This window comes from Kamptonema animale CS-326, assembly GCF_028330895.1.
GTDB lineage: Bacteria > Cyanobacteriota > Cyanobacteriia > Cyanobacteriales > Microcoleaceae > Kamptonema > Kamptonema formosum.
In genome coordinates this window covers 1-24,343 of record NZ_JAQMUA010000008.1, presented here as the reverse complement: position 1 = coordinate 24,343, position 24,343 = coordinate 1, and the positions used below count along the sequence as shown (strand labels likewise).

Sequence of the window (24,343 nt, the reverse complement as noted above, 5' to 3'; positions counted from 1 at the left end):
AACTGTTAACTATCAACTGTTAACTATCAACTGTTAACAGCTCTACAACTCGATTTAATTCCACCGAGTGCGAAGCTTTAAATAAAATGCGATCGCCAGCTTTTACAAACTCTTGCAAACGCTTCGCCATCGTCTCCCGTGCATCAACTTGGGTGATATCTCCTAGTTCCACAAAAGGCAAACCAGCCGCACCACTTGCAATTGCTGAAGCCTCTTCAAAATCTGCCAAGATAAATAAAGCATCCAGATTTAATTCCCGCGCCATCTCGCCTACTTGTCTGTGAAACTCAAGCGAGCGATCTCCTAACTCCTTCATCGTGCCTAACACTGCTATATGCCGCTTTCCGGGAGTATCTGCTAATAACTTCAAAGCTGCAATCATCGATTCTAAACCTGCATTGTAAGTCTCATCTAGAATGACAATATCATTAGCCAACTCGTAGCGTTTGGCCCTTCCTGACGGTAAGTCCACTGACAAACCGCCCTTTAAAGGTTCCCAACTTACACCTAGAACCTTTGCCACTGCTAAAGCTGCTAAATAGTTTACCGCATTGTGTTGACCGGGTAAGGGTAAAGGTAAGTTAATACCATCAATAGATATTGTTCGATCGTCAATCAATTCGGGGCATAAATTGCCCTTTTCTAAGCCGTAAGCCAGAGTTTCTCCTTGCCAAACTTTCGCAGCAGTTGCCATTAATAGATCGTTGTCACTGTTTAGAATTGCGATGCTATCATTGGGCATTTCAGCTAATAACTCGCACTTGGCTTGTGCGATCGCCTCTCTGGAACCCAGCCGCCCAATATGGGCTGTACCCACATTCGTAATTACTGCGATCGTTGGTCGCGCAATTTGAGTTAAAAGTGCAATTTCTCCAGAAGCACGCATTCCCATTTCAATGACAGCATAGTCATGGGACTCTGAAAGTTCTAATAGAGTTTTTGGTACTCCGATTTCATTGTTATAATTTAATTGAGTTTTGAGGACGTTTCCCTTGGTTGTCAAAACTGCTGCAATTAATTCTTTTGTAGTAGTTTTGCCCACAGAACCAGTGACGGCAATTACTGGAATATTAAATTGGTCGCGCCACCAACGAGCGATCGCCTGATAAGCTTTTAAAGTATCCTCAACTCGTAATAGCGGCAGATCTAAACCCTCGCTTTCCCAACTGCGATCGACAACAGCCGCGATCGCACCCAATTCCAACGCCTTAGCCACAAACTTGTGGCCGTCAAAATTTTCTCCGCGCAAAGCGACGAACACTTCACCGCCCTTGAGATTCCGTGTATCTGTCGCGATCCCCGTTGCGATCGCACGATCGGACTGTACAGGCGGTACAACAGCCAAAATTTCAGCTAATTGGGCGGGGGTGGGGCGACAAACCATACTACCAACACTCACACTTCAAAATTATTTAGCTTAACTATTCTAAGACAATAGAAGTCACAAGTTATAAATTATTAGTTTAGAATGAAAAGATTTAGGCAACACTAATCATTTAGATCGTCCAAAGGAAGAATTTTCCCTAACTTATAAAAGTCCTATTTCCTACTTTTGATAATCTGCCGATAATCCTACCCCTGATTCCTCAGTGTAGGGATTGCACTGACTCATTTATTTATTCTCTATCCGTGTATGTACTTAGTATCTTCAAAAAACTCGATCGGGGAGTAGCTGCGATCGCGATTGAAAACCCTAATTTTAGGTCTCAAAAAGGCTGTAGCATCCCCTCTAAGGTCTTGACCCCCTCATCCCGTCACCTAAAGCGAAGATTTACGCAAGGTTTATCCAAACTTTACAAATTTTAGAGTAATTTTTAAGCCTACTACTTGAAAGTAGCAAGCACTTCGTGTAATCTTTAATTTAGGACTTAGTTGAAAGTTGAAAAAATAATAATTAACTTAACCTAAGATCGAGCGCCCAGCAATCCCAAAGCAGATAGCGCTAAAAAATTCTAGCTAAGCGAGGGAAGGTGACTTCAAGTGAACAATACTTTAAAAGAGGGTTACAACCGAGAAAGCCATCCAGAAGAGCAGCTACTCTACAACCACTGGCTAGACCAAGTGCAGCTAGAGCAACCACCGGAGCTCATAGAGCGCTTTCGTAGTTTATTTATTGAAGGTACGGGATATCCCGATCCCGAAATAGCGGCGGCTCTTGAAAAGCTGATCGCCTCTAAAAATTCTGGAGAGGAATTTAAATTTATCCTCAACCGTTGCTGTCATATCCTGATTAATCGCTGGCAGACATATCCTGCCAAGCATACAGCCATCCCTGAATTAATAGGTCTATTTGAATGTATCCCTTCTAGCCCAGCCGCAAAGTATTTACGCAACCGTACCAAAATAGGGCTACCTGAATTAGTCAAACAATTTACTCAAACTGAACAGTACGTCACCCTACAACGCTTGGCAAAAGTGATGAGCCAAAGCCGAGAAGCAAACAACAGCAGCAACAGCAACACAGCCCAAACCAAGCCTTTAGGAACATTAATTCCTCGATATCCATACTTATATAAACACTGTCTGCTCAGTGAAGGAAGTCCCTACGAACACCAGAAAACCATCAAAAAAATTCAAACTGAAAATCAGCGTAAATTTGAAATCGACCTCTCCCAATATGTAGCTCACGCAGTGAGAAAATCCCAAGTAGCTCGGAGAGAAACCTCAGTATCCTTCGGGAGAATTATACAACCGATAAAAAACCCCACTCTTTTGAACGATGGCGAACTCTTTTTCGCCCTCAAACAATTTATTGGCAAAGTCGAAGGAGCCGACAGCTATCGGAATTTTGCCCACCGCTTTCTCAGCAATACCAATTACAACCAATCTTATCGCAGTTTTAAAGATGACTTATACGAATACCTAATTACCACCACCAATGACTCAACCTATGGCAAGCAGCAATTTAACGAAAAACTCTATAAGCAACTAAGAAACACCTTTCCCCAATGCGACTCCCAAAAATTCACTGACTTCTTAATGATCAGAACTTGCAGCCAAATGTTGAACTTTCTAGTAGTGGAAAGTCCTCAGCGGCCCAATCACTTTGTATTTATAGACCTAATTTCTAACGTGGGTGCAACCCAAACAACCGGCCTCCTGCTCAAAATTGTGCTGATTTGCCGTCAAGTCAAACCCTATCTAGAAAAGCGGTTTGCAATTCTATTCAACCACTACGAGTCTACAGCGCGAGAAGGAGTCCTCTGGTTAGTCAAAGGTCTAGAAAATCTGAACTTAGCTCTGAGTACCAACTTTGGCTCAGTTGACCTCTCTTACCTCTGCTAGGAATAATCAGGGGTCAAGGTAGGGATAAAACCCACGAGCGATTGGCAATTTTATGTTAAAATATCAGTTATGAATCAGATTCAGTTGTAGGCTTTGTTTATTGCTACAGAATTCTAAAAAAAGTCCCCTTTTCTGTATCAACAGGCATTTCTCCCCCACTGAATCTTTACATAATTTAATGTCGGGAGGAATTCTATGTCGCTCTATGTAGGTAATCTTTCCTACCAAGTTACCCAAGAAGACATCATTACCGTCTTTGCCGAATACGGAACTGTCAAGCGCGTACACTTGCCTACAGACCGTGAAACTGGTCGTCCGCGAGGGTTTGGTTTTGTAGAAATGGCAACCGATGCAGAAGAAGAAGCCGCTATTACAGCTCTCGACGGAGCAGAATGGATGGGACGCGAGCTGAAAGTGAACAAAGCCAAACCCCGCGAAGAAGGAGGAGATAGAGGTGGCGGCAACCGCAGCGGTAACGGCGGCAAATCTTCTAGAGCAGGGGGAGGACGCTATTAATTTAGAAACACTAGAATTTAAAATTTAAAATTAAGGCAAAACGGCAAAACGTAAAATAATGCCCCAAATTTTTACTGCCACCTAAGCCCACTCTACCCGACGAAGATCGCTCTCGGCACTCTGCATAAGAGCCTCAGTCAAAATATCTGAGTCAGGACTTACGCAAAATCTTAGTACGGTCGCTTTCCAGGCCCGGTTTCTTGACCGCCAGGATGGCGGCGTTACGTAAGTAATAGGTTAAGTCGTATGGGTGATAAAGTTTGTAGCAAATCTTGAAAACATCCTTAGTATCGTGTAATCTAGAGTTGTGGGACGGATACACAAACTTAAGTTTGGGAAGCAAATTCCTAACCATTTTAAAAGATACAGGGAGACTCCGCGCAACCAAGGAGAAATCGACCCTAAATGCTTGTTGTTGCTGTTGTAATGCTAACATAGCAGCTCATCTTTTTAAGGCAAAAGGATTGCGACCAAGAACCCCAGTAATCTAGTAATAGGGATATTTAGAGCCAAATCTCTAAAAAATTCCATACCCTGTAGGGTTGGAAGTGTCAAAATTCGATAGCCTAGTAATTGCATAATCTTTAATTGGGAATTACAAGGAAGTAGGAAGAATGACTCAAGTGCTACTCGGCGAGAATGAAAGAATTGAATCAGCCTTGCGCCGATTCAAGCGTCAAGTCTCTAGTGCAGGGATTTTGGCGGATGTCAAGAAGCGCCGACACTTTGAAACTCCACTGGAAAAGCGCAAGCGCAAAGCAGTTGCGCGACGGCGCGACAGACGTTTCCGCTAAGGGGATTATTCCCTGACTTACATTGCGGGAGCCGTCATGTTCCGATCGTATTAACTGCAAAGTGTGGCATCCGCCCATTTGATTTCCGCAGTTATAAATTAGTAAAGGCGGTCTTTGCGGTTAAGGCAAAGTCCGCTTTTAAATTGTTAATTGTTAATTGTTAACTGTTAACTGTTAATTGTTAACTGTTAAGAATCTATTTGTAGGAACCGCCAAAGTGGTTAGGACATTCTAAATTACTGAAAGCTGATTTTATTCCCTTCTTCCCTAGCCCCTAACCTCTAGCCCCTTCTTCCCTAGCCCCTAGCTTAATGGAAATCGATAAAGAACTGGATAACACCATTTTAAACTTTGCAGATATTCAGTCCGAACTGAACTTGCGGCACGCAAGAGAAGCTCTGCGAGACATAGTAGAAAATATGGACTTGACACCCCAAGAACGTAGCGGACTCGAACCCGCAATTGGGGGGCTACAAAAAATGCTCGACAAGTTAGAACGAACTTGCGTGCAAATAGCAGTATTTGGCATGGTAGGGCGTGGTAAATCTTCAGTTTTGAATGCTCTATTAGGGCAAAATGTTTTTGAAACTGGCCCGACTCACGGTGTTACCCGCAGCATGACGATTGGTGAGTGGGATATAGGTCAAGAGGAGATGGGGAGTAGGAGAGATGGGGAGTGCGGTAAATTAGAAACTCAGCGACAATTGCCAGTGCTTTCTAACGCTCCCATTATCTATCGCTTATCCCAGGTTGAATTAATCGATACTCCGGGGATTGATGAAGTAGATGGCGAGACTCGCGAAGCTTTGGCGCGTCAGGTAGCGAAACAGGCTGATTTAATTCTATTTGTGGTTGCGGGTGACATCACTAAAGTAGAATACGAGGCGCTTTCTCAGTTGCGCGAAGCTGGGAAACCGATGCTTTTAGTATTCAACAAAATCGATCACTATCCTGATGCCGATCGCATTGCCATCTATCACAAAATTCGGGACGAGCGGGTGCGAGAGTTGCTGTCACCGGATGAAATCGTGATGGCGGCGGCTTCGCCTTTAATTCCTAATGCTGTGCGGCGTGCTGATGGCAGTATGAATGTCAAAATGACTCGCGGAACACCGCAAATAGATGATTTAAAACTTAAAATTCTGGAGATTTTAGACCGCGAAGGTAAATCTTTAGTGGCGCTAAATACGATGCTCTATGCGGGTGATGTGAACGAGCAGTTAGTGAAGCGAAAAATGGAGATTCGCGAAGATAGTGCTAATAAAATTATTTGGAATGGGGTGATGACTAAGGCGGTAGCAATCGCGCTTAATCCGATTACTGTTCTCGACATTCTCAGCGGTGCTGTAATTGATGTAGCAATGGTATTAACACTATCTAAGCTTTACGGAATTGGGATGACAGAAGCGGGAGCAGTAGAATTGTTGCAAAAAATGGCGATTAGTATGGGCGGAATTACTGCGAGCGAATTGGTGGCTAATTTTGGTTTGAGTTCTCTCAAAGGTTTGTTAGGAATGGCTGCACCTGCAACGGGTGGATTATCTTTAGCGCCTTATTTATCTGTAGCCGTCACTCAAGCTGGGGTTGCTGGCGTTTCTTCCTATGGAATTGGACAGGTAACTAAAGCTTATTTGGCTAATGGTGCATCTTGGGGAGACGATGGGCCCAAAGCTGTTGTCAGTAGAATTTTGGCTTCTTTGGACGAGGGTTCTATCCTGAATAGGATTAAGGATGAATTGCGGGCTAAGTTGAATTTGGGAGATGTGGGAAGAGTGAGAAAAGAGCGATAAGTATAGCAACCACTTTCGTCGGTTAGGGGCTAGGGAAAGAGCGGGGGAGCGGGGGAGCAGAGGAGATGGGGGAGCAGAGGAGATGGGGGAGATGGGGAAGGTAGCCATGAGCTATGAGCCATTAGCAATTGGCAATTAGCAATTGGCAATTAGCAATTAGCCATTAGCCATTAGCCATTAGCGGTTGTTATATTTTGCCTTCTCATCCCTATTTGGGCAACGGCTCGAAGATTGGGGTTCTACGAGCTGCAACGGCGGAGAATAGAGCCTCATACTGATTCAAAGCTTCCTCAAAACCATAGTGTTCGACGGCATACTTTCTACCTTGCTGACCCAAAGCTTCCACCTGAGCGGGATGAAGATATAACTCTTGAATCGCCTCTGCTAAGGCTTGGGGGTCTTCAGGAGGCACTACAACACCACCACCACTTTCTAAGACTGCTTTATTTGCCGTACCTGTTTCTGGCACTGAGGCCACAATTGCCCGGCCAGAAGCCAGAATTACTTGGATTTTTGAGGGCATATTAAAATTAGTGACGCGCAGCTTTTGCACTACCAAACTAACATCAGCCGCCGCTAACATCTGGGGTAATTTTTCTCGTGGCTCAAAGGGTAATAGCAAAACATTAGGAGCTTTATAAGTATCGCAGTCCTTCTGTAATTCCCCTAATGCCGTCGGTTCTCCCACAATTACAAAAGCAATTTCAGGGATATCCTTTAAACGAGCTGCGGCCTTAACAACTGTTTGTAAACCTTGAGTGAGAGCAATATTGCCGCAGTAAAGCACAACAAATTTGCCTGTGAGTTGGTGAGATTCCCGGAAGGGGTTATTTTCTTTGGGTAAAGGGCCAATGAAATTGACATCAACCCAATTAGGAATACAAACAATTTTATTAGGAGATACTCCCTGCGAAAGTAATTTTTCAACAAATCCATCAGCGATTACGCTAATATGAGTAGCTGTGCGATAAGCAAATTTTTCCAAAGTGTCGGCAATCCGAATCAGCAAGCTATCTTTTTTCACCAGACCAACACGCACGGCTGCTTCCGAAACGATATCCTGAACATTGAGAACGATGGGACAGGCGCGAAACCCTCCGTAAATGGCGACTGGGACGCAAATCGGCAAAGGGGGTACAGTGGAGAAAATCACATCAGGTCGCCAACCGTTGAAAGCTTGGAAGAAACTGGAAGCTACAAAGCTACCGTCGAGTAAGAGTCTATCTAGCAAGGTGGGATGGGGGCCGTTGATCCGCACGTAGCTACGCTGAATTTTGACACCGTTTCTCTCTTCGGTCAGGTACCACTTGCCTTGATATTGTTCATAAATCCGGCGCTGCGGATAGTTGGGCATACCTGTGACTACCCGAACTTGATGGCCTCGCTTGACTAAACCCTCTGCTAGTTCTGTCATCAAGGGAGCAATGCCTATGGGTTCTGGGTAGTAGTTATAGGAATAGATCAAAATACGCATAATTTTAAGTTTGAAGCAAATGTTTCCTGCCTAATCAACGGAGACAGATGCACCCAGTTAATTATTGTGGACTTACCCTGCTTCCTGTTTTCTCTAGAGGCTGTTGAATCTATATAGCATTTCTGCGGTAGATGATGTACACCTGCCTGCTTAGGGGCTAGGGGTTAGGGGCTAGGATGCTCAGGGAAGAAGGGGAAGAAGGGGAAAAGAGGAACTACGATGCTCCCATGCTCAGAAAAGAAGAGGAAGAAGGGAATAGAATTAAGGGTTTGAGGAAACTAAAATGTCCCAACCACCTTGGCGATTGCTATAATTGCTAATTGCTAATTTCTGATTGCTAGGGCGTACCTCGCTTGCTTGAGAAATGCTATAAATCTAAGATACTAAGTAAAATTCACCCTTTATTATCTTTAATCCGACTAAACCCGAATTTATTTTTAGCGCCGCGCTCTGGGCGGTAAAGAAACCACCCAGAGGGTCGCGTTACTTAAGAAGTATTCACTCCTGCTTAAGTTAATAATAGTCAAGTTATGCTTTTTCGCATAATTAGGCAATTGCGATCGTCAGGAGTACGAATATAATGAAGTTCGTCGGTAAGCTTGTCTATGAACATTAGCCCTCTTCCTCCTTCTGCTTCTAAGGGGTCGGAGTTCTGTTTTAAGATGGATTGTAACTTTTCTTTTAGGTTAAATGGTTGACCGCGATCCCAAATTAGAATTTCTAAAGAATTGGTATATATTTTGAGATCTAATTCAATGGGAGTCTCAGGAGGTAAGTCTTGGTGAGCATGGCGGACAGCATTTGTAAAGCCTTCGTTTAAAATTAATTGGCACTGCCACCATAGTTGATGGGGGAGGAGGGGAAGTGCAATTTCTTCTAACCATTCTAAAACAACTGTTAAATCTTTCAGGTTGCTGTGAACCTGAAGATGAGATTTAACCCTTAGTTGCTCATCTTTCATTAATTCTATACAGCACCGCTGTTTTTATTAAACAGGACGGCTATAGTTTTGAAAATTAATTTCAGATCGTACATCAGGCTCCAGTTTTGTTGATATTTTAAATCCAGGCGAATGACATCTTCAAAGTCACGCACAGAAGAGCGGCCGTTAACTTGCCACTCGCCGGTCATGCCGGGTTTGACATCTAAACGTTGCCACTGGGGAACCTCGTAACGCTCAACTTCATCGGGGGTTGGGGGGCGGGTACCGACGAGGCTCATCTCGCCTTTAAGTACGTTCCAAAATTGAGGCAGTTCGTCGAGACTTGTCTTCCGCATGATTCTGCCTACTCGCGTGATCCGGGGGTCATTATCGTTTTTAAAGATGGCTCCAGAGGCTTGGTTTTTGATTTGGGATTTGAGGGCTTCGGCGTTGACGCACATGGAACGGAATTTCCAGATCCGAAAATGCTTTCCCATCCACCCGCAACGGGTTTGCCCGAAAAATATGGGGCCGGGATTGTCAATGGTAATGGCTATGGCTATTGGTAGGAATAAAATTCCTGTAATTCCTAAACCGACTAAAGCTCCTACGATGTCTATGAGGCGCTTTACCCAAGAGCGTACTGAGGGATGAGTAATCGGTAGCTGATTGTCTTTTGAGTGGTGAGTTTCTGTTGAGTTTGCATTGGGGGCGGGTTGCTCGATGGTCAATACTTGGTCTAGGCTGGTGAGGGCAAATACTGCCATTACTTGCGGGTTGACTCTCCGCAGCACTAGGTTGCTGCCCTTTTGCCTAGCTACTTTCATGTTGCTGACCAGGGCACCGATTCCGCTGCTGTCTATGAATGTGGTCTGGTTAAAATCAAGGATGATTTCACTAGGGATGGTAGTCCCAGAGAAAAATTGCTGGCAGGTGGTCTTAAAGGCTACGGCCTCAAGTACACTCAAACGAACGGGCAAATGAACGGAGGGAATCTCGCCCTTGTAAGTTACCCGAAACTCTGCCTCTGGGGTTTGGCTGACCATGAAGTCTTGATTCCAAATTTCAAGCTAGTATCTTATCGCCTATTCTGTCTTAAATTTTTATAAGTCGATCGATGTATCGCTTACAAAATGCGATTGGGCTTCAGGCAAGATGGGATTGGGCTTGGGCGGAGGGGGGAACGCGACTTCTGATTGCTCAGAGCCGAGTTGTTCAGAGTGATGTTGAAACCTGATGGCTGAAACTGATGCCGTTCCCCAAGATAGTTATAAGTTGTAGACGTTTTCTGATTGTTCGGTTTGGCGATCGCTACTTTTGACTTTGGCTTTGGCTTTGGCTGCACTGCGTTTGAGGGCTTGCAGCCGTGCTTCGTATCTGGCTCGCTGCCGCTTTTTGGAGGTTTGCTCCACTAGGGTTTTGAGGGCGCTTCCCAGGCTTTTGTAGGCGTTGGGGAGGGTGTAGCCGAAGCGAGTGGCAAGAGCGATCGCTTTTTCGTCTGCTTCTGCTGCCTCTTTGAGGTTTTTCTCTCCATTATTTTTTTGATAGAGTCTCCAACCTGACACGCCGCAGAGGGCTAATGCCAGCAGCAGTAGTAAGCCGTCTTGTACCCACAGTTCGCCGACTGCGCCACCTAAGCCGATGGCGAGGGCTGCCATTTCCCAGCCGTCTTTGGCGATCGTATCGTTTTGAACTCTGGCTACTTCATGCCAGAATAGCAAATTTCTCTGATCCATTGCTAGTTGTTCCCAACGGATCAGGTCAATTTGAATTTCTACTTGGTCTTTGCCTATTTCTTCGCTGCGGATCAGGGGTGGATTGACCTCTACGGTCTTTTCTACTGTGACCCAGCTTTGCAGTTCTGGCGGCAGTATGCCTTTCAATCGCCGGATCTCACTCATCTCGGCTCTAGCAGTGGAGGTTGCATAGGATGTCATAGCTCCGGCCCTTGGGAAAATTCAAACGGAAAACAAGCCTCTATATTTTGAAGTATATCGCGGCAAGTGCGTTTAAGAACACTCTACAGATTACGATATTCTAAAATATTGTTTGCCTATCGGGGGGTGAGTTCTCTCCTAGTTGGGGGTGGAGGGAAGTTCTTGAGGCTTAGTGCCTCGTTTGAGGAGACCAACTTGTAGGTAAAACAGGCGATACCATCTCAATCGTTATCTTCTAGAAACGATGCACAGTAACTTAGAGGCTTGCCAAGTCATGAAATTTGCAAAAAAAATTAGGTTTTGACTGTCAATGAGAAATTTTTTGGTTTATAAATTTCCTCGTTATTTTAAGCCTATCTTTCCTCTTAAAACTATCAGCAAAAAGCGCCTGTTTAGCCTGTTGTTTGCCTTCCTTCTGACTTTGCTAATTACCAAAGTTCTCGAAGCAACGTTTGTAGTAAAAATCCCCGTCTTTGGTTTCCATGATATTGTTGATATTCAGAATAAGCCAGGAGCTTTCCCATTGCCAACCGAATTAAAAAGCGATTATTACCAGCAAGACTTAGAAGCTTTTTTAGATAATTTAGTGCGAGATAACTATTGGTTTCTATCTACTCAAGAACTCTATGATTATTACCTAAGTAAACCCAGTCAAGTGTTACCCCCTGAACACCGTCATCAAAAAAAGGTAATGATTACTTTCGATGATGGCTATAAAAGCGTCTATACAAATCTCCTCCCCATCTTAGAAAGACTTGAAAATAAATATGGACAAAAAATCAAAGTAGTTTTATTTGTCAATCCCGGATTTATCGGCCGACGCGGTAAAACTTTAGACAAAGCCAACTGTAAAGAGTTACGGGAAGGCTTTGAAAAAGGTTTTTATGACCTCCAATCTCACGGACTTAACCATGAAAATTTAACCAGGATTTCTGCGAAAGCTTTAGTGCGAGAATTAGAGCAGGCTCAAATTAAATTGAGGAAATGCACTCAAGATTTAGATCCAAATCGAACAGTTGGTTCTCACATTGCCTACCCCTATGGCGCTGTCAATAAAGAAGTTGATAAGTACGTATCAAAATATTACTTATCGGGATATTTGTACAATAGCCTAAGTTTAAAGCTCGGTTTTTGGGGAACAAATCCGTATCGCATACCCCGATTGACTGCCAACAAGAAACACTCAGTAGAAAGACTGACAACAATGGCAGCAGGAGGTTGGCTGCGAAGCTTAATTAGAAGTAAATTTAAAGCGATTGACTAGAGATTTTATGAACACTAGAGACATGGTAAATTCTCAAGATATGTCTACTCCTAATGTTACTAAACGCGCTGATGCACTAGATGCGCTAAGGGGAATTGCTGTTTTAGCAATGGTTTTATCAGGGACAATTGCTCGCAAAACATTACCTGCTTGGATGTACCACGCCCAAGAGCCACCACCTAGTCATCTCTTCAATCCTAAACTAGCTGGATTAACATGGGTCGATCTAGTTTTCCCATTCTTTTTATTCGCAATGGGGGCCGCTATACCGCTGGCTTTATCTCGCCGCATTGCCAAAGGATGCGATACAAAAAAAGTGATTTTATCCATCCTCCAAAGAGGATTTTTGTTAGGATCGTTTGCAATATTTCTTCAACATATTCGACCAACTGTCATCAATCCTAATGAGGCAAGTTCGCAAAAATGGTGGCTAGCTTTACAGGGATTTTTAATCCTATTTTTAATGTTTGTCCGTTTACCAAAATCTTGGTTTTCCTGGCTGCGAACAGGAATAACACTTAGTGCTTGGACTTTAGGGTTTATCTTCGTATCTAATATAACTTATCCAAACGGAAATGGCTTTTCTCTGGAACGCAGCGATATTATCTTAGTTGTATTGACCAATATGGCTGTTTTTGGTTCTCTAATTTGGTTATTTACTCGCTCAAATGTGTGGTTACGAGTGGGATTGTTAGCTTTTTTGTTGGCGATGCGATTGTCTTCTGGTTCGGAAGGTTGGATTAAATTGATTTGGTCGTCATCGCCTGCACCTTGGATTTTTCAATTTGATTATTTAAAGTATTTATTTATTGTAATTCCGGGTACTATTGTGGGCGATTTACTTTGCAGATGGATAGAATATTCGTCGCCGGAAGATGAAAGTCAAGCTAGATGGAATAGCTGGCGCTATTTTAGCATAATGATTTTGATGTTCGCTCTCAATTTAATTCTATTAATAGGATTGCAAGCTAGATGGCTATGGCAAACTACATTATTAACGTTTGTACTTTGTTTGTTAGGATGGATTTTAGTAAAAAATCCGGGTAATACTACGGAAAACTTACTATATAAACTTTATTGTTGGGGATTTTACTGGTTGGCTTTAGGATTATTACTAGAGCCTTATCAAGCAGGGATTAAGAAAGATTCAGCAACCTTGAGTTACTTTTTTGTGACAACGGGGTTGGCAATTTTTATGTTGATTGCTTTGACTATTTTAGTAGATTTCTTTAAAAAGAAAGCTTGGTTACAACTATTTATCGACAATGGTGTTAATCCGATGATTGGATATGCGGGTTTTGCTAATCTTATCTGGCCAGTTCTGGTTTTAAGTAAATGGGAACCTGTGATTGTAGAGATGAGTTCTACAGACCCAATTAAGGGGTTTTTGAGAGGATTTGCTTATACTTTAACTTTGGCTTTGATTGTGATGGTTTTTAGTAGGTTGAAACTATTTTTAAGGACGTGATGTAAGTCTTAATTGCAAGTGGTATTAGAAGACTGGATTTTACTTAGTCTCACCCTGAATCTTCCTTTACCCGTCATTGATAATATTAACCTTACAGTTACCAAAGAAGTCGCCTGATGGCTCCTTAATTTTGGGATAGGCTAAAGTTGATATTAGCGATCGGGAGAAATTATAAATTCGAGAAAGTTGGGTCAATTGATTCTCAAATATGATACAATTAATGAATATTAAAATCCTTAAATACAATGTGGAGACGGGTGAATATGAAATTGGTGAAGATTTGGTGGTGACAAGTGGCAAATTACGAGCTAAACAGGCTAATGCAAGAATTTGGGGGGAACGGATTGGTTTTGATGCGGTTTACGCTGTTGGTGGTACATTGGTCAGGACGGCAGAATGATACAAGGAAATGTAGTTGGGCGACAAGCTAGAAAGCGAATTTTATGAAAACATTTACTGCTATAATCGAAAAAGATTCGGATACCAATCTTTACATTGGTTATATTCCTGGGTTTCCTGGGGCACATTCCCAGGGAGAAACATTGGATGAGTTACAGGAGAATCTACGTGAGGTAATTGAGATGCTCCTAGAAGATGAGGATCTCGTTATTGAGACAGAGTTTATAGGGACAAAACAGATTGCGATCCGATGAATTATGAGCAATATATCCAGTTCTAAAACCACAGGAAATAGTTCGCATACTAGAGAACGGTGAGTTAAAATAGAAATAACTTCTAGGAGACTATAAGTATGACAAATATATCTAACGAACAAACAGCTATTATTCGTACAGAAAGAGGACTCGCGATCGCGGGTACGCGCATCACTATCTACGACATTATGGACTATGTGACGGCTCAATATCCACCTAAGTTTATTAGGGTAGGGGATTGTTCGATCTGACAGAAGCACAAATTAACGCGGCTTTAGCTTATATTGAGGTCAATCGCGCTGATGTTGAAGTTGAGTATCAACAGGTGCTTAAAGAAGCGGAGGAACTGCGGCTGTATTATGAAGAAAAAAATCGCGATCTGATTGCGAGAATTGCAGCGCAACCACCACAACCAGGAACCGAAGCTGCATGGGAAAAACTGCGAGCAGCTAAGGCTAAGTTTAAGTCTGAACTATAGTTTTTTATCCCAAAGTATGATAGAGTTAGTGTTTCATAAAATCATTAAATACTATGATCGATGTAGTGTTTAAAAAGCGATCCTCATGTTAAAAGAATTAAAAACCATTACTCTTGCAACTCTTCTGGTATTAGGAACAGCTAAACTGGGTTCTACTGCACCTCTCCCAAGTCCTAATAATCAAGGGGATTATATGGGAAGAGCTTATCATACTTATTGGGAAGTAGTAGACCCAGACCCAAATGGGTTAAATTGTCGCATGAATTCTTCTTTTGAAGAACTTATGCGTGTTGACAATCGAACTCCATTTAATATTTTTAATTGGTCTGTAGTTGGTGTTTTAAAACAGGGACAACGTTTTGAAAGCTTTCCTAGTAATGCTGCTGGTACTTTCCGGGATACCAGGGGTTTACCTTGGCTTTTTGTAGGAAAAAACTACGCTACTGGTGGGGTGCAACGTTGTTTCGTTCGTGCTAATAGTCAATTTGTCAAACCAGTACAGATATCATCGACTCGCGTACAACCCCAAGCGAGTCAACCGCTTACAAGTTCCACAGCACTACCGATGAAGCTTGGTTTTGACGAAGGATTTGGATCGATTATAGTACCAGAAAACGATACCAGAGCATCGGCCTATGGAGGACGCTTAAGGCGATATGATGTTCACATTGCTAAAATGTTTGAAGTTACCCACTTTATGTGTCAGCAGGGAAATTTAACACCCGGTATTACTTGGAATTACGAGGCTGGGGGTGGCACGATTAATATGGGAAGTTTTGTAATAACCTGCCAACTTGCTAATCAAATAGCTAGTGCCTATGGTTTAGGTAAATTGGAACCTACGAATATTACTTTTTCGGCTGGTGAAACCGGTCGCCCCGATGTCAGAAGTTTCAATATTCCCATCCTAAATATTACAGGTGATAAAATACCACGCTGGATGACTTTTGTGCAGGGGTTTCAGCCAGTGAGTAGGTAGGGCGAACACAGATAATATGCTCTACATTCACTTAAAGCAATGTACTTTAATAAAATAGTTGAGAGGAGTTTATGAATATAGATGAAAACGAACTGAAACAACTTTATGCAGAAGGCAGAAGAGATTTTCATGGTTGTGACTTAATGGATGCTGATTTGACAGAAATTGATCTGAGCTTTGCTAATCTAAGTGGTGCAAATTTGAGCAATGCAAACTTAAATTATAGCAATCTAAGCTATACTAATTTAATCAGCGCTCAATTAAGAGGGGCATCTCTTATAGAAGCTAATCTGAAATGGTCAGATATTATTTATGCAGACTTGAGAGATGCAAATCTTGAAGGAGCAGACCTAGATTGGGCTAATATTAGAGGCGCTAACCTTACCAATGCTTATCAAAAAAAAGTAAAAAATATCGAAAGGGCTGATAAAACCGATGCTATAGGAGTGGAAAAAATCCTTGAAGAAATTGAAGAAAGCGATATAATTCAGTTAAATTTATTTGAAGAATACACAATTAAACCGATTGAAATAAAATTAAAATGTGAACCAAAATATCAAAATAGTTTCCCGAAAAAATATCCACCGCTTTTATTACCAAAGATTTCAATACATACTAAAATGCAGGGAATTCTCGCAGAGATAGGACAAAAATTAGGCTATAGAGTATGGATTGCTAGAAACGAGCACTTAAAGGACTATAGATTCAGAGAGTATAGAGTCGGGGACGATACTTTCGGGGACTATAGGTTCGGTAAACTTAAAGAATTAACAATGGAAGGATTCCCTTTGGGTGGATTAGAAAAAAAAGTTGAAAAAATTAGTAAATTAATTGATGTAATATGGCTAAATGAAAAAGACCAGTTTAAAGTAGTAGCATTATTTGAAATTGAATGCACTACTGCAATTCACTCTGGACTATTGCGTATGGGTGATTTTGTCGCTAATGTTAAATTAAATCCCTTAACATTTATAGACCCAACCTTCCCAATTTATATCGTAATTCCTGAAAAAAGAAAAAAACATTTACAATCTCAATTATCTCGACCAATATTTCAATACCTTGAATTTCACAAAAGTTGCCAAGGTATTAATATAGAAGATATAGAGAGATGTTGGGAAACTATTATCAAGCGAGGAATATACCCAAATATTATTGATAGTATAGCCTATAGCTTTTAGATAATAAAAATGATTTATTTTTAGGTGATTTAGAACCAATTTTAGCATCTCACCTAGAGCGTTTATCAGACTCAGAAAAAAAGACATTCTACTGGTTAGCCAGTCAAAATGAAGCCGTAGATATTTCTCGACAACCTGCTGATAGTGGCTTCTCTAAAGCTGAATTGTGGCAAGTCATCCAATCCTTAAGCAGACGTAGCTTAGTTGAAAAAGTGCAAATAGAAACCCGAGCGATGTTTCTCATTAATCCTGTATTCAAAGCATACATTCAGTCTAAAATATAGATCGTAATTTCATAGCGATTATCAAGTTCTACCTCAACAACTGCATAAAAGCATTCACCGCATCATATTGATCCGCCATCCGCGAATAAAACTCGATTAATCTTAAATCTAACTCTGGCAAAAGTGTACTATTACTCACCAACTCATACCCCGTAGAGCGCAAACAATAAACCGAAATTACACCATCCTCCCAAAACCAAACTTCTTGTACACCGACTCGACGATAAATTTCCAGCGTATCAATTCCACCACTTGTCACTGTCACCTCAATCGCCAAATCTGGAACTGACTTTCGCGTACCCAAACAATAAGACTCATCCGGTTCCTTCCGTGCGCCCAATTCCTTCATCCCGATGGTTGTACTACCGCGTGCATAAAAACGAATGTTTTTCATCCGCATATAAATCTCTACAAGCTGACCTAAAGTTTTTTTCGGTTCTTCATGTTCCTCAGATAAAGGAGCCATAATTTCTAAACACCCATCCAAATAAGTTAAACGTGCCCCAGTTTCAGCCAAATCTATATCTAACTTTTCCAGAGTCTCCCATGTCACATTTGACAGCAAAGCTCTACCTTGATTCAATTCAGCCTTAGAAATTGCGACAACCATCTGATTCACCTTTCGCGATCGCTTTTCCATAAAATAGCACGTCTAAATCAATTGTGTAATTTTGTAGGGGCAATACTCTGGGTGAAGCGTAGCTATCGCGGTCAGGAGTAGGCAAGGAGGTACTACCCTACAACTATGTAATCTAGACGTGCCATGCCGTATTAAGTATAGAATTGGTAGCATAGAAGAAACTGCAATCCCATTAAAGGTTAGCTAATATTTATGATATCCGATCGCAAAAAGAATTGGCAATCTACCAATTTACAAGCAATTCAGCAGCGCCTCGCTTGGCTACAAATACAACCAGATGGAATCCTTTATTGCGAACCTTCAGGAGTTCACTTTGTGATAGTTAGAAAGGATAAATCTCAGGTGAGATTAGCTTTAGTAGAAAAGATTAATTTAAACACGGATTTAGTGCAATCGGTGCTTAACTTAAATAATCCCCTAGATTTAGTCTCCGCTTACACTCAAGCAATGCTGTTAACTTTAGTCTGGAAACCAGAACCCCAGAAAATTTATATTGCTGGCTTTGGCGGTGGGAGGATTCCCCTAGTTTTACATCACTATTTCCCTGATGCTGCGATTGAATGTGCTGATATTGAGCCAACTGCGCCTGCGGTTGCCCAAAAGTTTTTCGGAGTACAATTTAATGATAAACTCCAATTGGTAATTCAAGATGGAAGAGAGTATCTTGAGCAAATGAATCAAGATATTCAGTATGATATAATTATGACTGATGTATTCTTGGGCAGCGGTTATATGCCACAGGGATTAGGAACAAAGGAATTTTATCAACTTTGCGAACAACACTTATCAAGGGATGGAGTTATTGCAGTCAATCTGCTGCAAAGGGATGAGTTCTATGCTGAAAAAGTAAAGACTATCCAAAGTGTATTTGCACAAATATATATATGTCCTTGGAATCAAGTTAATAGTATTATTATTGCTACTAATAGCAGTGCGATTGATAAAAATGAAATTATGGAAAGAGTCAACTATCTACAAGATTATCATCAGTTTTCCTTTTCTTTAGCAGATAGAGCCATTGAGATCGAAGCAGGTAAAGAATTATCGGAAATTGTCCCTAATTTAGACAAAGCTCAAGTTTTGAGGGATGAGTCGCCGCCTGCGGGTTATTTTAACTCCTGGTTATACTAATCCTGAAAAGTATTGCTACAATCCTGATGTTGGGTTTCACTTCGTTACACCCAACCTACTATTATCACTAATTGCTAACAGTTAACCGTTAACAAGCTATATACACTCCTTCATTCGCTTTTCTAGACGCTCTAGCAATGTATCTACGTCCGTTGCAACTTGCTCAAAACAAGTAGCGAGTGGGAGTTCCGGTTCAAATTGGATCATTTTAACTTGACCTTCGCCAATGCTAATAATTACCACTTCTTTCTCAGGATCGTGAGCATCTAAAACTCCCAAAATCTCCTGAATATGATCCTTCACATTCCGGTTCAGCGTTTCTATTGCTTCTCTGCTACAATAGACGAAATGCGGTGTTGGTTCAATATCAATTCCCAGAGTTTGATCGCTTTCTTTACCACGTTCTAACAATAGACCCCAAGCTAAAGCAGCTATTTCTTGCTGATTAGCTTTGATGAATTTATCTAATTTCCGTCGCCAGTTGTTTTCGTCTCGATCCTGTTGAGGAACACCAAATAATAACATTTTATCCTCTTGTTTATTGTCAATTAGGGAATAATAAGTAGGCGGATATAATTAAACTTAACTATCTCCTTGCAAACATCAGTATATCATTATGAGTACAACTGTGTCATGGTGAGCTAAGCGAAGCAATCTCAAGAATTTGGGATTATTTCACTGCTTTGACAAGGACTTTAATATATTTTCGCCATGACTAAAGAATACATATATTCGCCTACTTACTCCCCTACAATATTTGATTTTAAACCAGATTGGACGCGCCAAAGTGCGGCATAAACTGCATTTTGTTCCAGCAGTTGTTCGTGCCTTCCCCATTCTACCAGCCTTCCCTGTTCCATTACATAGATACAGTCAGCATTGCGGACGGTAGAAAGACGATGTGCGATCGCGATCGTTGTCCGATTTTTCGTAATCCGTTCCAGCGATCGCTGAATTGCTGCCTCAGTTTCATTATCTACGGCCGATGTCGCTTCATCAAGGATCAAAATAGGCGGATTCTTCAAAACTGCCCGTGCGATCGCAATCCGCTGCCTCTGTCCCCCCGACAATTTTTGACCTCGCTCCCCTACAATTGTCTCATAACCTTGCGGCAATTCCTTAATAAATTCCTCCGCTTCCGCAATTTTAGCCGCTAACGCGATTTGTTTAGGGGTTGCGTCAAAAGTACCATAGGCGATATTTTCTGCTACCGTACCGTGAAATAGAAATACATCCTGACTCACTAACCCAATTGCTCGCCGTAAATCCTTCAAATTCAGTTTATTTAATTCAATTCCATCCAGCGTAATCTTACCTGATTGGATCTCGTAAAACCTTAATAATAATTTCACGAGTGTACTTTTTCCCGAACCAGTCGAACCCACAATCGCAATAGTTTTACCTGCGGGAATCTTGAGAGAAAAATACCTAATTACTGGCTGTCTTTGATGATAGGCAAAGGTGACATTTTCAAATTCTAACTCTCCTCTGACAGCACTAATTGGCAAGCGGATATCTCCCGTAGGGATTGTAGTCGGAGTATCCAGCAAATTCATCACTCGATTTGTAGAAGCCATCGCCCGTTGATACTGATCGAGAGTGTCACCCAACCGCGTCAAAGGCCAAAGCAAGCGCTGTGTTAAAAATACCAATACGCTGTAAGTACCGACGGACATTCTACCCGCGACTGTTTCCATGCCACCAACTAGCAAAGTAGCTGTGAAACCCAACAAAATAATTACTCGAATTACGGGAATAAAAGCAGCAGAAAGCACAATTGCGCGACGGTTACTTTGCCGATAAGCTTCGCTTTCTTTCTCAATCCGCTTAATTTCATACTCTTCGGCGGTAAAACTTTTAATAGTTGTAATCCCGCTTAAATTATTTGCTAATTGCCCGTTAAGTAAACCTACTTTTTCCCGCACATCGGCATAACGGGGAGCAAGATATCCCTGAAAAGCAATCGAACCCCAGATAATAAATGGCATCGGCAACATGGCGAACCAAGCTACATTGGGAGATGCCAGAAAGAAAGCACCACCGATAATTATTACGGTGGTCACGAGTTGGAGCAAGTCATTTGCGCCGCTATCTAAAAAGCGCTCCAATTGATTGATATCATCGTTAAGTATGGACATCAATCCGCCCAAACTTCGCTCTTCAAAATAAGCTAATTCTAATTCTTGGAGGTGAGTATAGGCATTGATGCGTAAGTCATGTTCAATGTTCTGAGCCAAATTTCGCCATAACCAATCATAGGCATATTCAAAAACAGATTCTAATCCCCAAATAATGAAACTGAGGAGAGTAAGTATTAACAGTTGGGAAAAGACATCTTGTACGCCCCATTGAGCCATGAATGAATTTTCTTTTTTTACTACTACGTCAACGGCTGCGCCGATTAAAGCTGGGGGTGCTAAGTCGAAGATTTTATTTAAAATTGAGCAAATACTTGCCAGCCAAATTTGTACGCGATAACGTCGTCCATATTTCAGCAGGCGATTGAGAGGAGGTTTAGATTTGGGTAGATTTGGTGACAATTTAGGATGTAGGTAAGTGGGTAAATTTCAGATTTTGTACTACCTCTTATCACCAGCCAGGGAATTTATTCCCTGGCTAATAGCTTAAGTAGGTGAAAATTTAGATTTTGCACCATTGTCAGTAAAGGACTCAATCGCTGTGTGGGGGCGGGTTTTTTAGCCTTTGCATTACCGTTAAAGCTGTTGGCGAACCCGCCCCTACAGGTTTTTGCGAATGGTACAAGATCTGAATTTTAACCGACTTTTGCTATTAAGCGGAGACTTTCATCCCCGCTCGCCTAACGGGTAGATTAAGAGTCAACAACTGCTTTGATTTTGATGTACCTAAAGCGCGTTTATTTACGCTTTAAATGTCAGCACTGGCTGCATTATAGCCACAATGTCAACCATTTTAGCTTCAACTTGAGCGTTAATCGCTGGTTGAATTGGTTTATAAGCGGCTGGGGCTTCTTCAATTCTACGCTCCTCGCGTAAAGTAATGCAATCCACCCCAGTTAAACCCAATTTTTCTTCTGTTTTGTCGGCCCCTTGGCGAGTGAGATCGAAGCGCGATCGCGCTCTACCTGCACCGTGAGATGCTGAATTGAGAAATTGGGGGTTTCCCAGGCCAACCAACAGGTAAGACGGCGTACCCATCGAACCGGGGACGATCGCAGGCTGTCCAGAATGTGCGGGACAAGCGCCTTTGCGCGTTACCCAACCGGCACCTTCAGCTAAGGTGATATTGTGCGGCAAATCGTAGACTAAAGGGGCCTCGATATCGCCATAAACTTGTCGCAGGCGCAAACGTAGCAATTCTGCTAGCAGCAGGCGGTTTAGAAAACCGTAGTTAGCGGCGGTTGCTTCTGCTTGTAGGTAGTCTGCAACGAGGTTAGGGGTGTCGTGGACTGAAAGGGGGAAAAGCCGAGATTCGGGGGTTTTGAGGTGCTTTGGCCAGGCTTCCTGTGCGCGATCGCGCCACATTCCGCCGATGTATTTGCCGACATTGCGCGATCCTGAGTGAATCATAAAGGCGAGTTGACCCGATCGCACTCCCCAATTGTAAGCATAAGCCTTGTCTACAACTTCCTCAACTACCTGAATTTCCACGAAATGATTACCACCGCCAATGGTTGCAAGTCCGCCGTCGCGCACGATTCCACTGCTGGGTACGAGTTCGGCGGGGGCCCATTTTTCATCCCCATTCATGGAACCGCCTAAGTAGACGCGATCGCACTCCTTGGCTAACTGCGTCCAGTCGGAATCGATCGCACTGCCAGTTGCCTTGTCCCGCATACCATCCAGCCATCCGGGAATGCCGTATTGGAACATAGAACGAGCGGTTTTGGCTGTCATGGCGACATCGCGAGTGCCAAAAAAGTAGTCGCCTTTCATCAGTTCCACAAAGCGATCGCGCTTGGCGAGGAAGCGATCGATCGTCAAGTCGGCAACGTGCAACCGCATCCCGCAGTTAATATCAGAACCGACAGCAGCAGGAACGATAATTCCTTGGGTTTCCACAACGGAACCGATCGCTACTCCTGCATCTCCGGGATGAAAATCTGGAGTCGCGATCGCGCAGCAAACACAACCACCTTTAGGATGGCGAACTTGTGCTAAATTTGCCAATTGTTTGAGCGCTTTTGCTTCCACTGGAAAACCTTCTGGGAGCAAAATTTCTGCTGTTTTAGCAGCGCGATCGTCTCCGTCAAATTTTAGGGAACTATTGAGACAAATTGAGTAAACTTTGTTATTGTAACTGACATCCAAACCCTCACGAGCTAAAGCTCGCAGGAGCCGATTGAGATTTTTTGGCTGCTGCATAAGTAGTTTCTGGCAAGTTGCAGAGCAACCTCCATGAAGCGATGATTTGTGAAGAGTTAAAAGACTTAGGTTCAGCAGCCGCAGTCTTTTTGTATAAAAGTTGAAGGCAACTTTTTACATTACCTATATCCTGCCCTATAATTTTAGAGATGTCAACTGCATAACAAAAAAGTTAAAATTACAGAAATAGTTCGCCGTAAACTTAATCTATGACTACTTTAATTTCCCAAGTCCGCCAAGGCGCGATCGCTAACAAGTTACCCAAATGGATACCCGCCACTTGGGAGGATTACTTGGTATATCGCGACGATCCTACCCTTGAGAGAGCCAGACTGTTTTTTAATGGCAACTACCTTTTTGTTGATGATATGAGTGGCGAAGGAATTAATCATGCTAGCATCAATAACCTATTCACGATGCTATTTTTTATCTGGTTTAGTCGCCAAGTAGCACAAACAGCTAGCTCTCTGGGAGGCTGTTTAATCGAAAAGCCAAACACGCAAGCCGCCTCACCAGATTTAGTTTTATATATTGGTGAAGGTGTCCCCCAATGGCAAGAAGGAGAACAGCGATTAATTAATTTGAATCAATGGCGAGTTCCCGATTTAGTAGGGGAAGTTGGAGATACTACTTTAGCCACAGATTTAGATGAAAAAAAGAAACTTTATGCAGATTTAGGTATCCCTGAATATTGGGCAATTGATGTTAAGGGAAAACGAGTCTTTGCCTTCCGTTTACAGTCAAGTGGAATTTACGAACAAATACAAGAATCTGTAGCTTTATCGGGCTTACCAATTGCTTTGCTAGAAGAAACTTTAGAGCGTTTAAATCAAGGGACTAATATTAGTGCGGCTAATTGGTTTGCACAAGCGATCGCGACTCTGAGTGCTGAGTAAGTAGAAGGAAGAAGGAAGAAGGAAGAAAAATTTAGTTATCTAGGAAAGAAGGAAGAATGTTTATAAAGTCAGCTTTTTAGCCCTCCCGATCTGATGTTTAATTAGGTGAATTTACTTAACTGACATCAATCTGTTTGTCAGAGTGAAAATGCGATTTTTACCTCAAATCAGATATTTGTTACAAAACTTTATATATAGCAACCCCCAAGTTAGTTAAGACATTATGAGTTCCACCAAACTCCCTAATTCTATTTCCATCTCCCCCTCTCCCCATCTTCCCCCTCTTCCCCCTCTTCCCCATCTTCCCC

General features: G+C 42.2%; 24 protein-coding genes. 14 read left to right on the top strand and 10 right to left on the bottom strand.

Features of this window, described 5'->3' with window-relative positions:
- Positions 1 to 19: 19 nt before the first annotated feature.
- Positions 20 to 1,384, bottom strand: coding sequence for a UDP-N-acetylmuramoyl-tripeptide--D-alanyl-D-alanine ligase (locus PN499_RS00465; protein ID WP_272029626.1), 1,365 nt, complete (start codon positions 1,382 to 1,384; stop codon positions 20 to 22).
- Between the two features lie 596 nt (positions 1,385 to 1,980).
- On the opposite strand from PN499_RS00465, the gene PN499_RS00460 reads away from it, so the two are divergent.
- From PN499_RS00460 to PN499_RS00445, 4 genes are all read left to right on the top strand, one after another.
- On the top strand, positions 1,981 to 3,285 hold the full coding sequence (locus tag PN499_RS00460; RefSeq protein WP_272029619.1) for a hypothetical protein: 1,305 nt from the start codon (positions 1,981 to 1,983) through the stop codon (positions 3,283 to 3,285).
- A gap of 195 nt (positions 3,286 to 3,480) precedes the next feature.
- Positions 3,481 to 3,801 carry an RNA recognition motif domain-containing protein gene (locus tag PN499_RS00455; RefSeq protein ID WP_007358317.1) on the top strand — a complete coding sequence of 107 codons (321 nt, stop codon included), beginning with the start codon at positions 3,481 to 3,483 and terminating at the stop codon, positions 3,799 to 3,801.
- 614 nt (positions 3,802 to 4,415) lie between these two features.
- Positions 4,416 to 4,595: a 30S ribosomal protein S21 gene (gene rpsU, locus PN499_RS00450; RefSeq protein ID WP_272029618.1), complete on the top strand. Its 180-nt coding sequence runs from the start codon at positions 4,416 to 4,418 to the stop codon at positions 4,593 to 4,595.
- A gap of 311 nt (positions 4,596 to 4,906) precedes the next feature.
- Positions 4,907 to 6,385 (top strand): GTP-binding protein, encoded by a 1,479-nt coding sequence (locus PN499_RS00445; protein WP_272029617.1) that lies wholly within the window; start codon positions 4,907 to 4,909, stop codon positions 6,383 to 6,385.
- A 208-nt stretch (positions 6,386 to 6,593) separates the two neighbouring features.
- On the opposite strand, the gene PN499_RS00440 is transcribed toward PN499_RS00445, so the two are convergent.
- The 4 genes from PN499_RS00440 to PN499_RS00425 all read right to left on the bottom strand — a co-directional run bounded on the left by PN499_RS00440 (position 6,594) and on the right by PN499_RS00425 (position 10,718).
- Positions 6,594 to 7,859, bottom strand: a complete 1,266-nt coding sequence (locus PN499_RS00440; RefSeq protein ID WP_272029616.1) for a WcaI family glycosyltransferase — start codon at positions 7,857 to 7,859, stop codon at positions 6,594 to 6,596.
- Between the two features lie 523 nt (positions 7,860 to 8,382).
- The gene (locus PN499_RS00435) at positions 8,383 to 8,820 is read right to left on the bottom strand and encodes an ATP-binding protein (protein WP_272029615.1); all 438 of its coding nucleotides are present in this window, start codon (positions 8,818 to 8,820) and stop codon (positions 8,383 to 8,385) included.
- 5 nt (positions 8,821 to 8,825) lie between these two features.
- Positions 8,826 to 9,827: a sugar transferase gene (locus PN499_RS00430; protein WP_272029614.1), complete on the bottom strand. Its 1,002-nt coding sequence runs from the start codon at positions 9,825 to 9,827 to the stop codon at positions 8,826 to 8,828.
- A gap of 222 nt (positions 9,828 to 10,049) precedes the next feature.
- Complete coding sequence (locus PN499_RS00425; RefSeq protein ID WP_007356302.1) at positions 10,050 to 10,718, bottom strand: DUF3318 domain-containing protein; 669 nt, start codon at positions 10,716 to 10,718, stop codon at positions 10,050 to 10,052.
- Between the two features lie 310 nt (positions 10,719 to 11,028).
- Between PN499_RS00425 and PN499_RS00420 the strand changes: the two genes are divergently transcribed.
- From PN499_RS00420 to PN499_RS00390, 8 genes are all read left to right on the top strand, one after another.
- Entirely contained in the window at positions 11,029 to 11,982 is a 954-nt protein-coding gene (locus PN499_RS00420) for a polysaccharide deacetylase family protein (protein ID WP_272029613.1), read from the top strand.
- Between the two features lie 7 nt (positions 11,983 to 11,989).
- Positions 11,990 to 13,450 (top strand): DUF5009 domain-containing protein, encoded by a 1,461-nt coding sequence (locus PN499_RS00415; RefSeq protein ID WP_272029612.1) that lies wholly within the window; start codon positions 11,990 to 11,992, stop codon positions 13,448 to 13,450.
- Between the two features lie 220 nt (positions 13,451 to 13,670).
- Positions 13,671 to 13,850, top strand: a complete 180-nt coding sequence (locus PN499_RS00410) for a hypothetical protein (protein ID WP_272029611.1) — start codon at positions 13,671 to 13,673, stop codon at positions 13,848 to 13,850.
- A 43-nt stretch (positions 13,851 to 13,893) separates the two neighbouring features.
- Entirely contained in the window at positions 13,894 to 14,103 is a 210-nt protein-coding gene (locus PN499_RS00405) for a type II toxin-antitoxin system HicB family antitoxin (protein WP_272029610.1), read from the top strand.
- A 98-nt stretch (positions 14,104 to 14,201) separates the two neighbouring features.
- Complete coding sequence (locus tag PN499_RS29535) at positions 14,202 to 14,354, top strand: hypothetical protein (RefSeq protein WP_334311643.1); 153 nt, start codon at positions 14,202 to 14,204, stop codon at positions 14,352 to 14,354.
- Positions 14,342 to 14,581 carry a hypothetical protein gene (locus tag PN499_RS29530; protein WP_334311642.1) on the top strand — a complete coding sequence of 80 codons (240 nt, stop codon included), beginning with the start codon at positions 14,342 to 14,344 and terminating at the stop codon, positions 14,579 to 14,581. Before PN499_RS29535 ends, PN499_RS29530 begins: the two co-directional genes overlap by 13 nt.
- An 85-nt stretch (positions 14,582 to 14,666) precedes the next feature.
- Complete coding sequence (locus tag PN499_RS00395; protein WP_272029609.1) at positions 14,667 to 15,560, top strand: hypothetical protein; 894 nt, start codon at positions 14,667 to 14,669, stop codon at positions 15,558 to 15,560.
- 71 nt (positions 15,561 to 15,631) lie between these two features.
- The gene (locus PN499_RS00390) at positions 15,632 to 16,741 is read left to right on the top strand and encodes a pentapeptide repeat-containing protein (protein WP_272029608.1); all 1,110 of its coding nucleotides are present in this window, start codon (positions 15,632 to 15,634) and stop codon (positions 16,739 to 16,741) included.
- Positions 16,742 to 17,053: 312 nt separating this feature from the next.
- Here PN499_RS00390 and PN499_RS00385 read toward each other — a convergent pair whose 3' ends face one another.
- Positions 17,054 to 17,635 carry a Uma2 family endonuclease gene (locus PN499_RS00385; protein ID WP_272029607.1) on the bottom strand — a complete coding sequence of 194 codons (582 nt, stop codon included), beginning with the start codon at positions 17,633 to 17,635 and terminating at the stop codon, positions 17,054 to 17,056.
- Positions 17,616 to 17,750, bottom strand: a complete 135-nt coding sequence (locus PN499_RS00380; RefSeq protein ID WP_272029606.1) for a hypothetical protein — start codon at positions 17,748 to 17,750, stop codon at positions 17,616 to 17,618. The genes PN499_RS00385 and PN499_RS00380 overlap by 20 nt, the downstream gene beginning before the upstream one ends.
- 107 nt (positions 17,751 to 17,857) lie before the next feature.
- Between PN499_RS00380 and PN499_RS00375 the strand changes: the two genes are divergently transcribed.
- Positions 17,858 to 18,796, top strand: coding sequence for a fused MFS/spermidine synthase (locus PN499_RS00375; RefSeq protein WP_272029605.1), 939 nt, complete (start codon positions 17,858 to 17,860; stop codon positions 18,794 to 18,796).
- A 96-nt stretch (positions 18,797 to 18,892) separates the two neighbouring features.
- Here the strand turns inward: PN499_RS00375 and ccmS are convergent, their stop codons facing one another.
- The 3 genes from ccmS to PN499_RS00360 all read right to left on the bottom strand — a co-directional run bounded on the left by ccmS (position 18,893) and on the right by PN499_RS00360 (position 23,139).
- On the bottom strand, positions 18,893 to 19,321 hold the full coding sequence (gene ccmS, locus PN499_RS00370) for a beta-carboxysome assembly chaperone CcmS (RefSeq protein WP_272029604.1): 429 nt from the start codon (positions 19,319 to 19,321) through the stop codon (positions 18,893 to 18,895).
- Between the two features lie 215 nt (positions 19,322 to 19,536).
- Positions 19,537 to 21,336, bottom strand: coding sequence for an ABC transporter ATP-binding protein (locus PN499_RS00365; RefSeq protein ID WP_272029603.1), 1,800 nt, complete (start codon positions 21,334 to 21,336; stop codon positions 19,537 to 19,539).
- A 339-nt stretch (positions 21,337 to 21,675) separates the two neighbouring features.
- Positions 21,676 to 23,139 (bottom strand): RtcB family protein, encoded by a 1,464-nt coding sequence (locus tag PN499_RS00360; protein WP_272029602.1) that lies wholly within the window; start codon positions 23,137 to 23,139, stop codon positions 21,676 to 21,678.
- A 209-nt stretch (positions 23,140 to 23,348) separates the two neighbouring features.
- On the opposite strand from PN499_RS00360, the gene PN499_RS00355 reads away from it, so the two are divergent.
- Positions 23,349 to 24,035 (top strand): Uma2 family endonuclease, encoded by a 687-nt coding sequence (locus PN499_RS00355; protein WP_272029601.1) that lies wholly within the window; start codon positions 23,349 to 23,351, stop codon positions 24,033 to 24,035.
- Positions 24,036 to 24,343 lie beyond the last annotated feature (308 nt).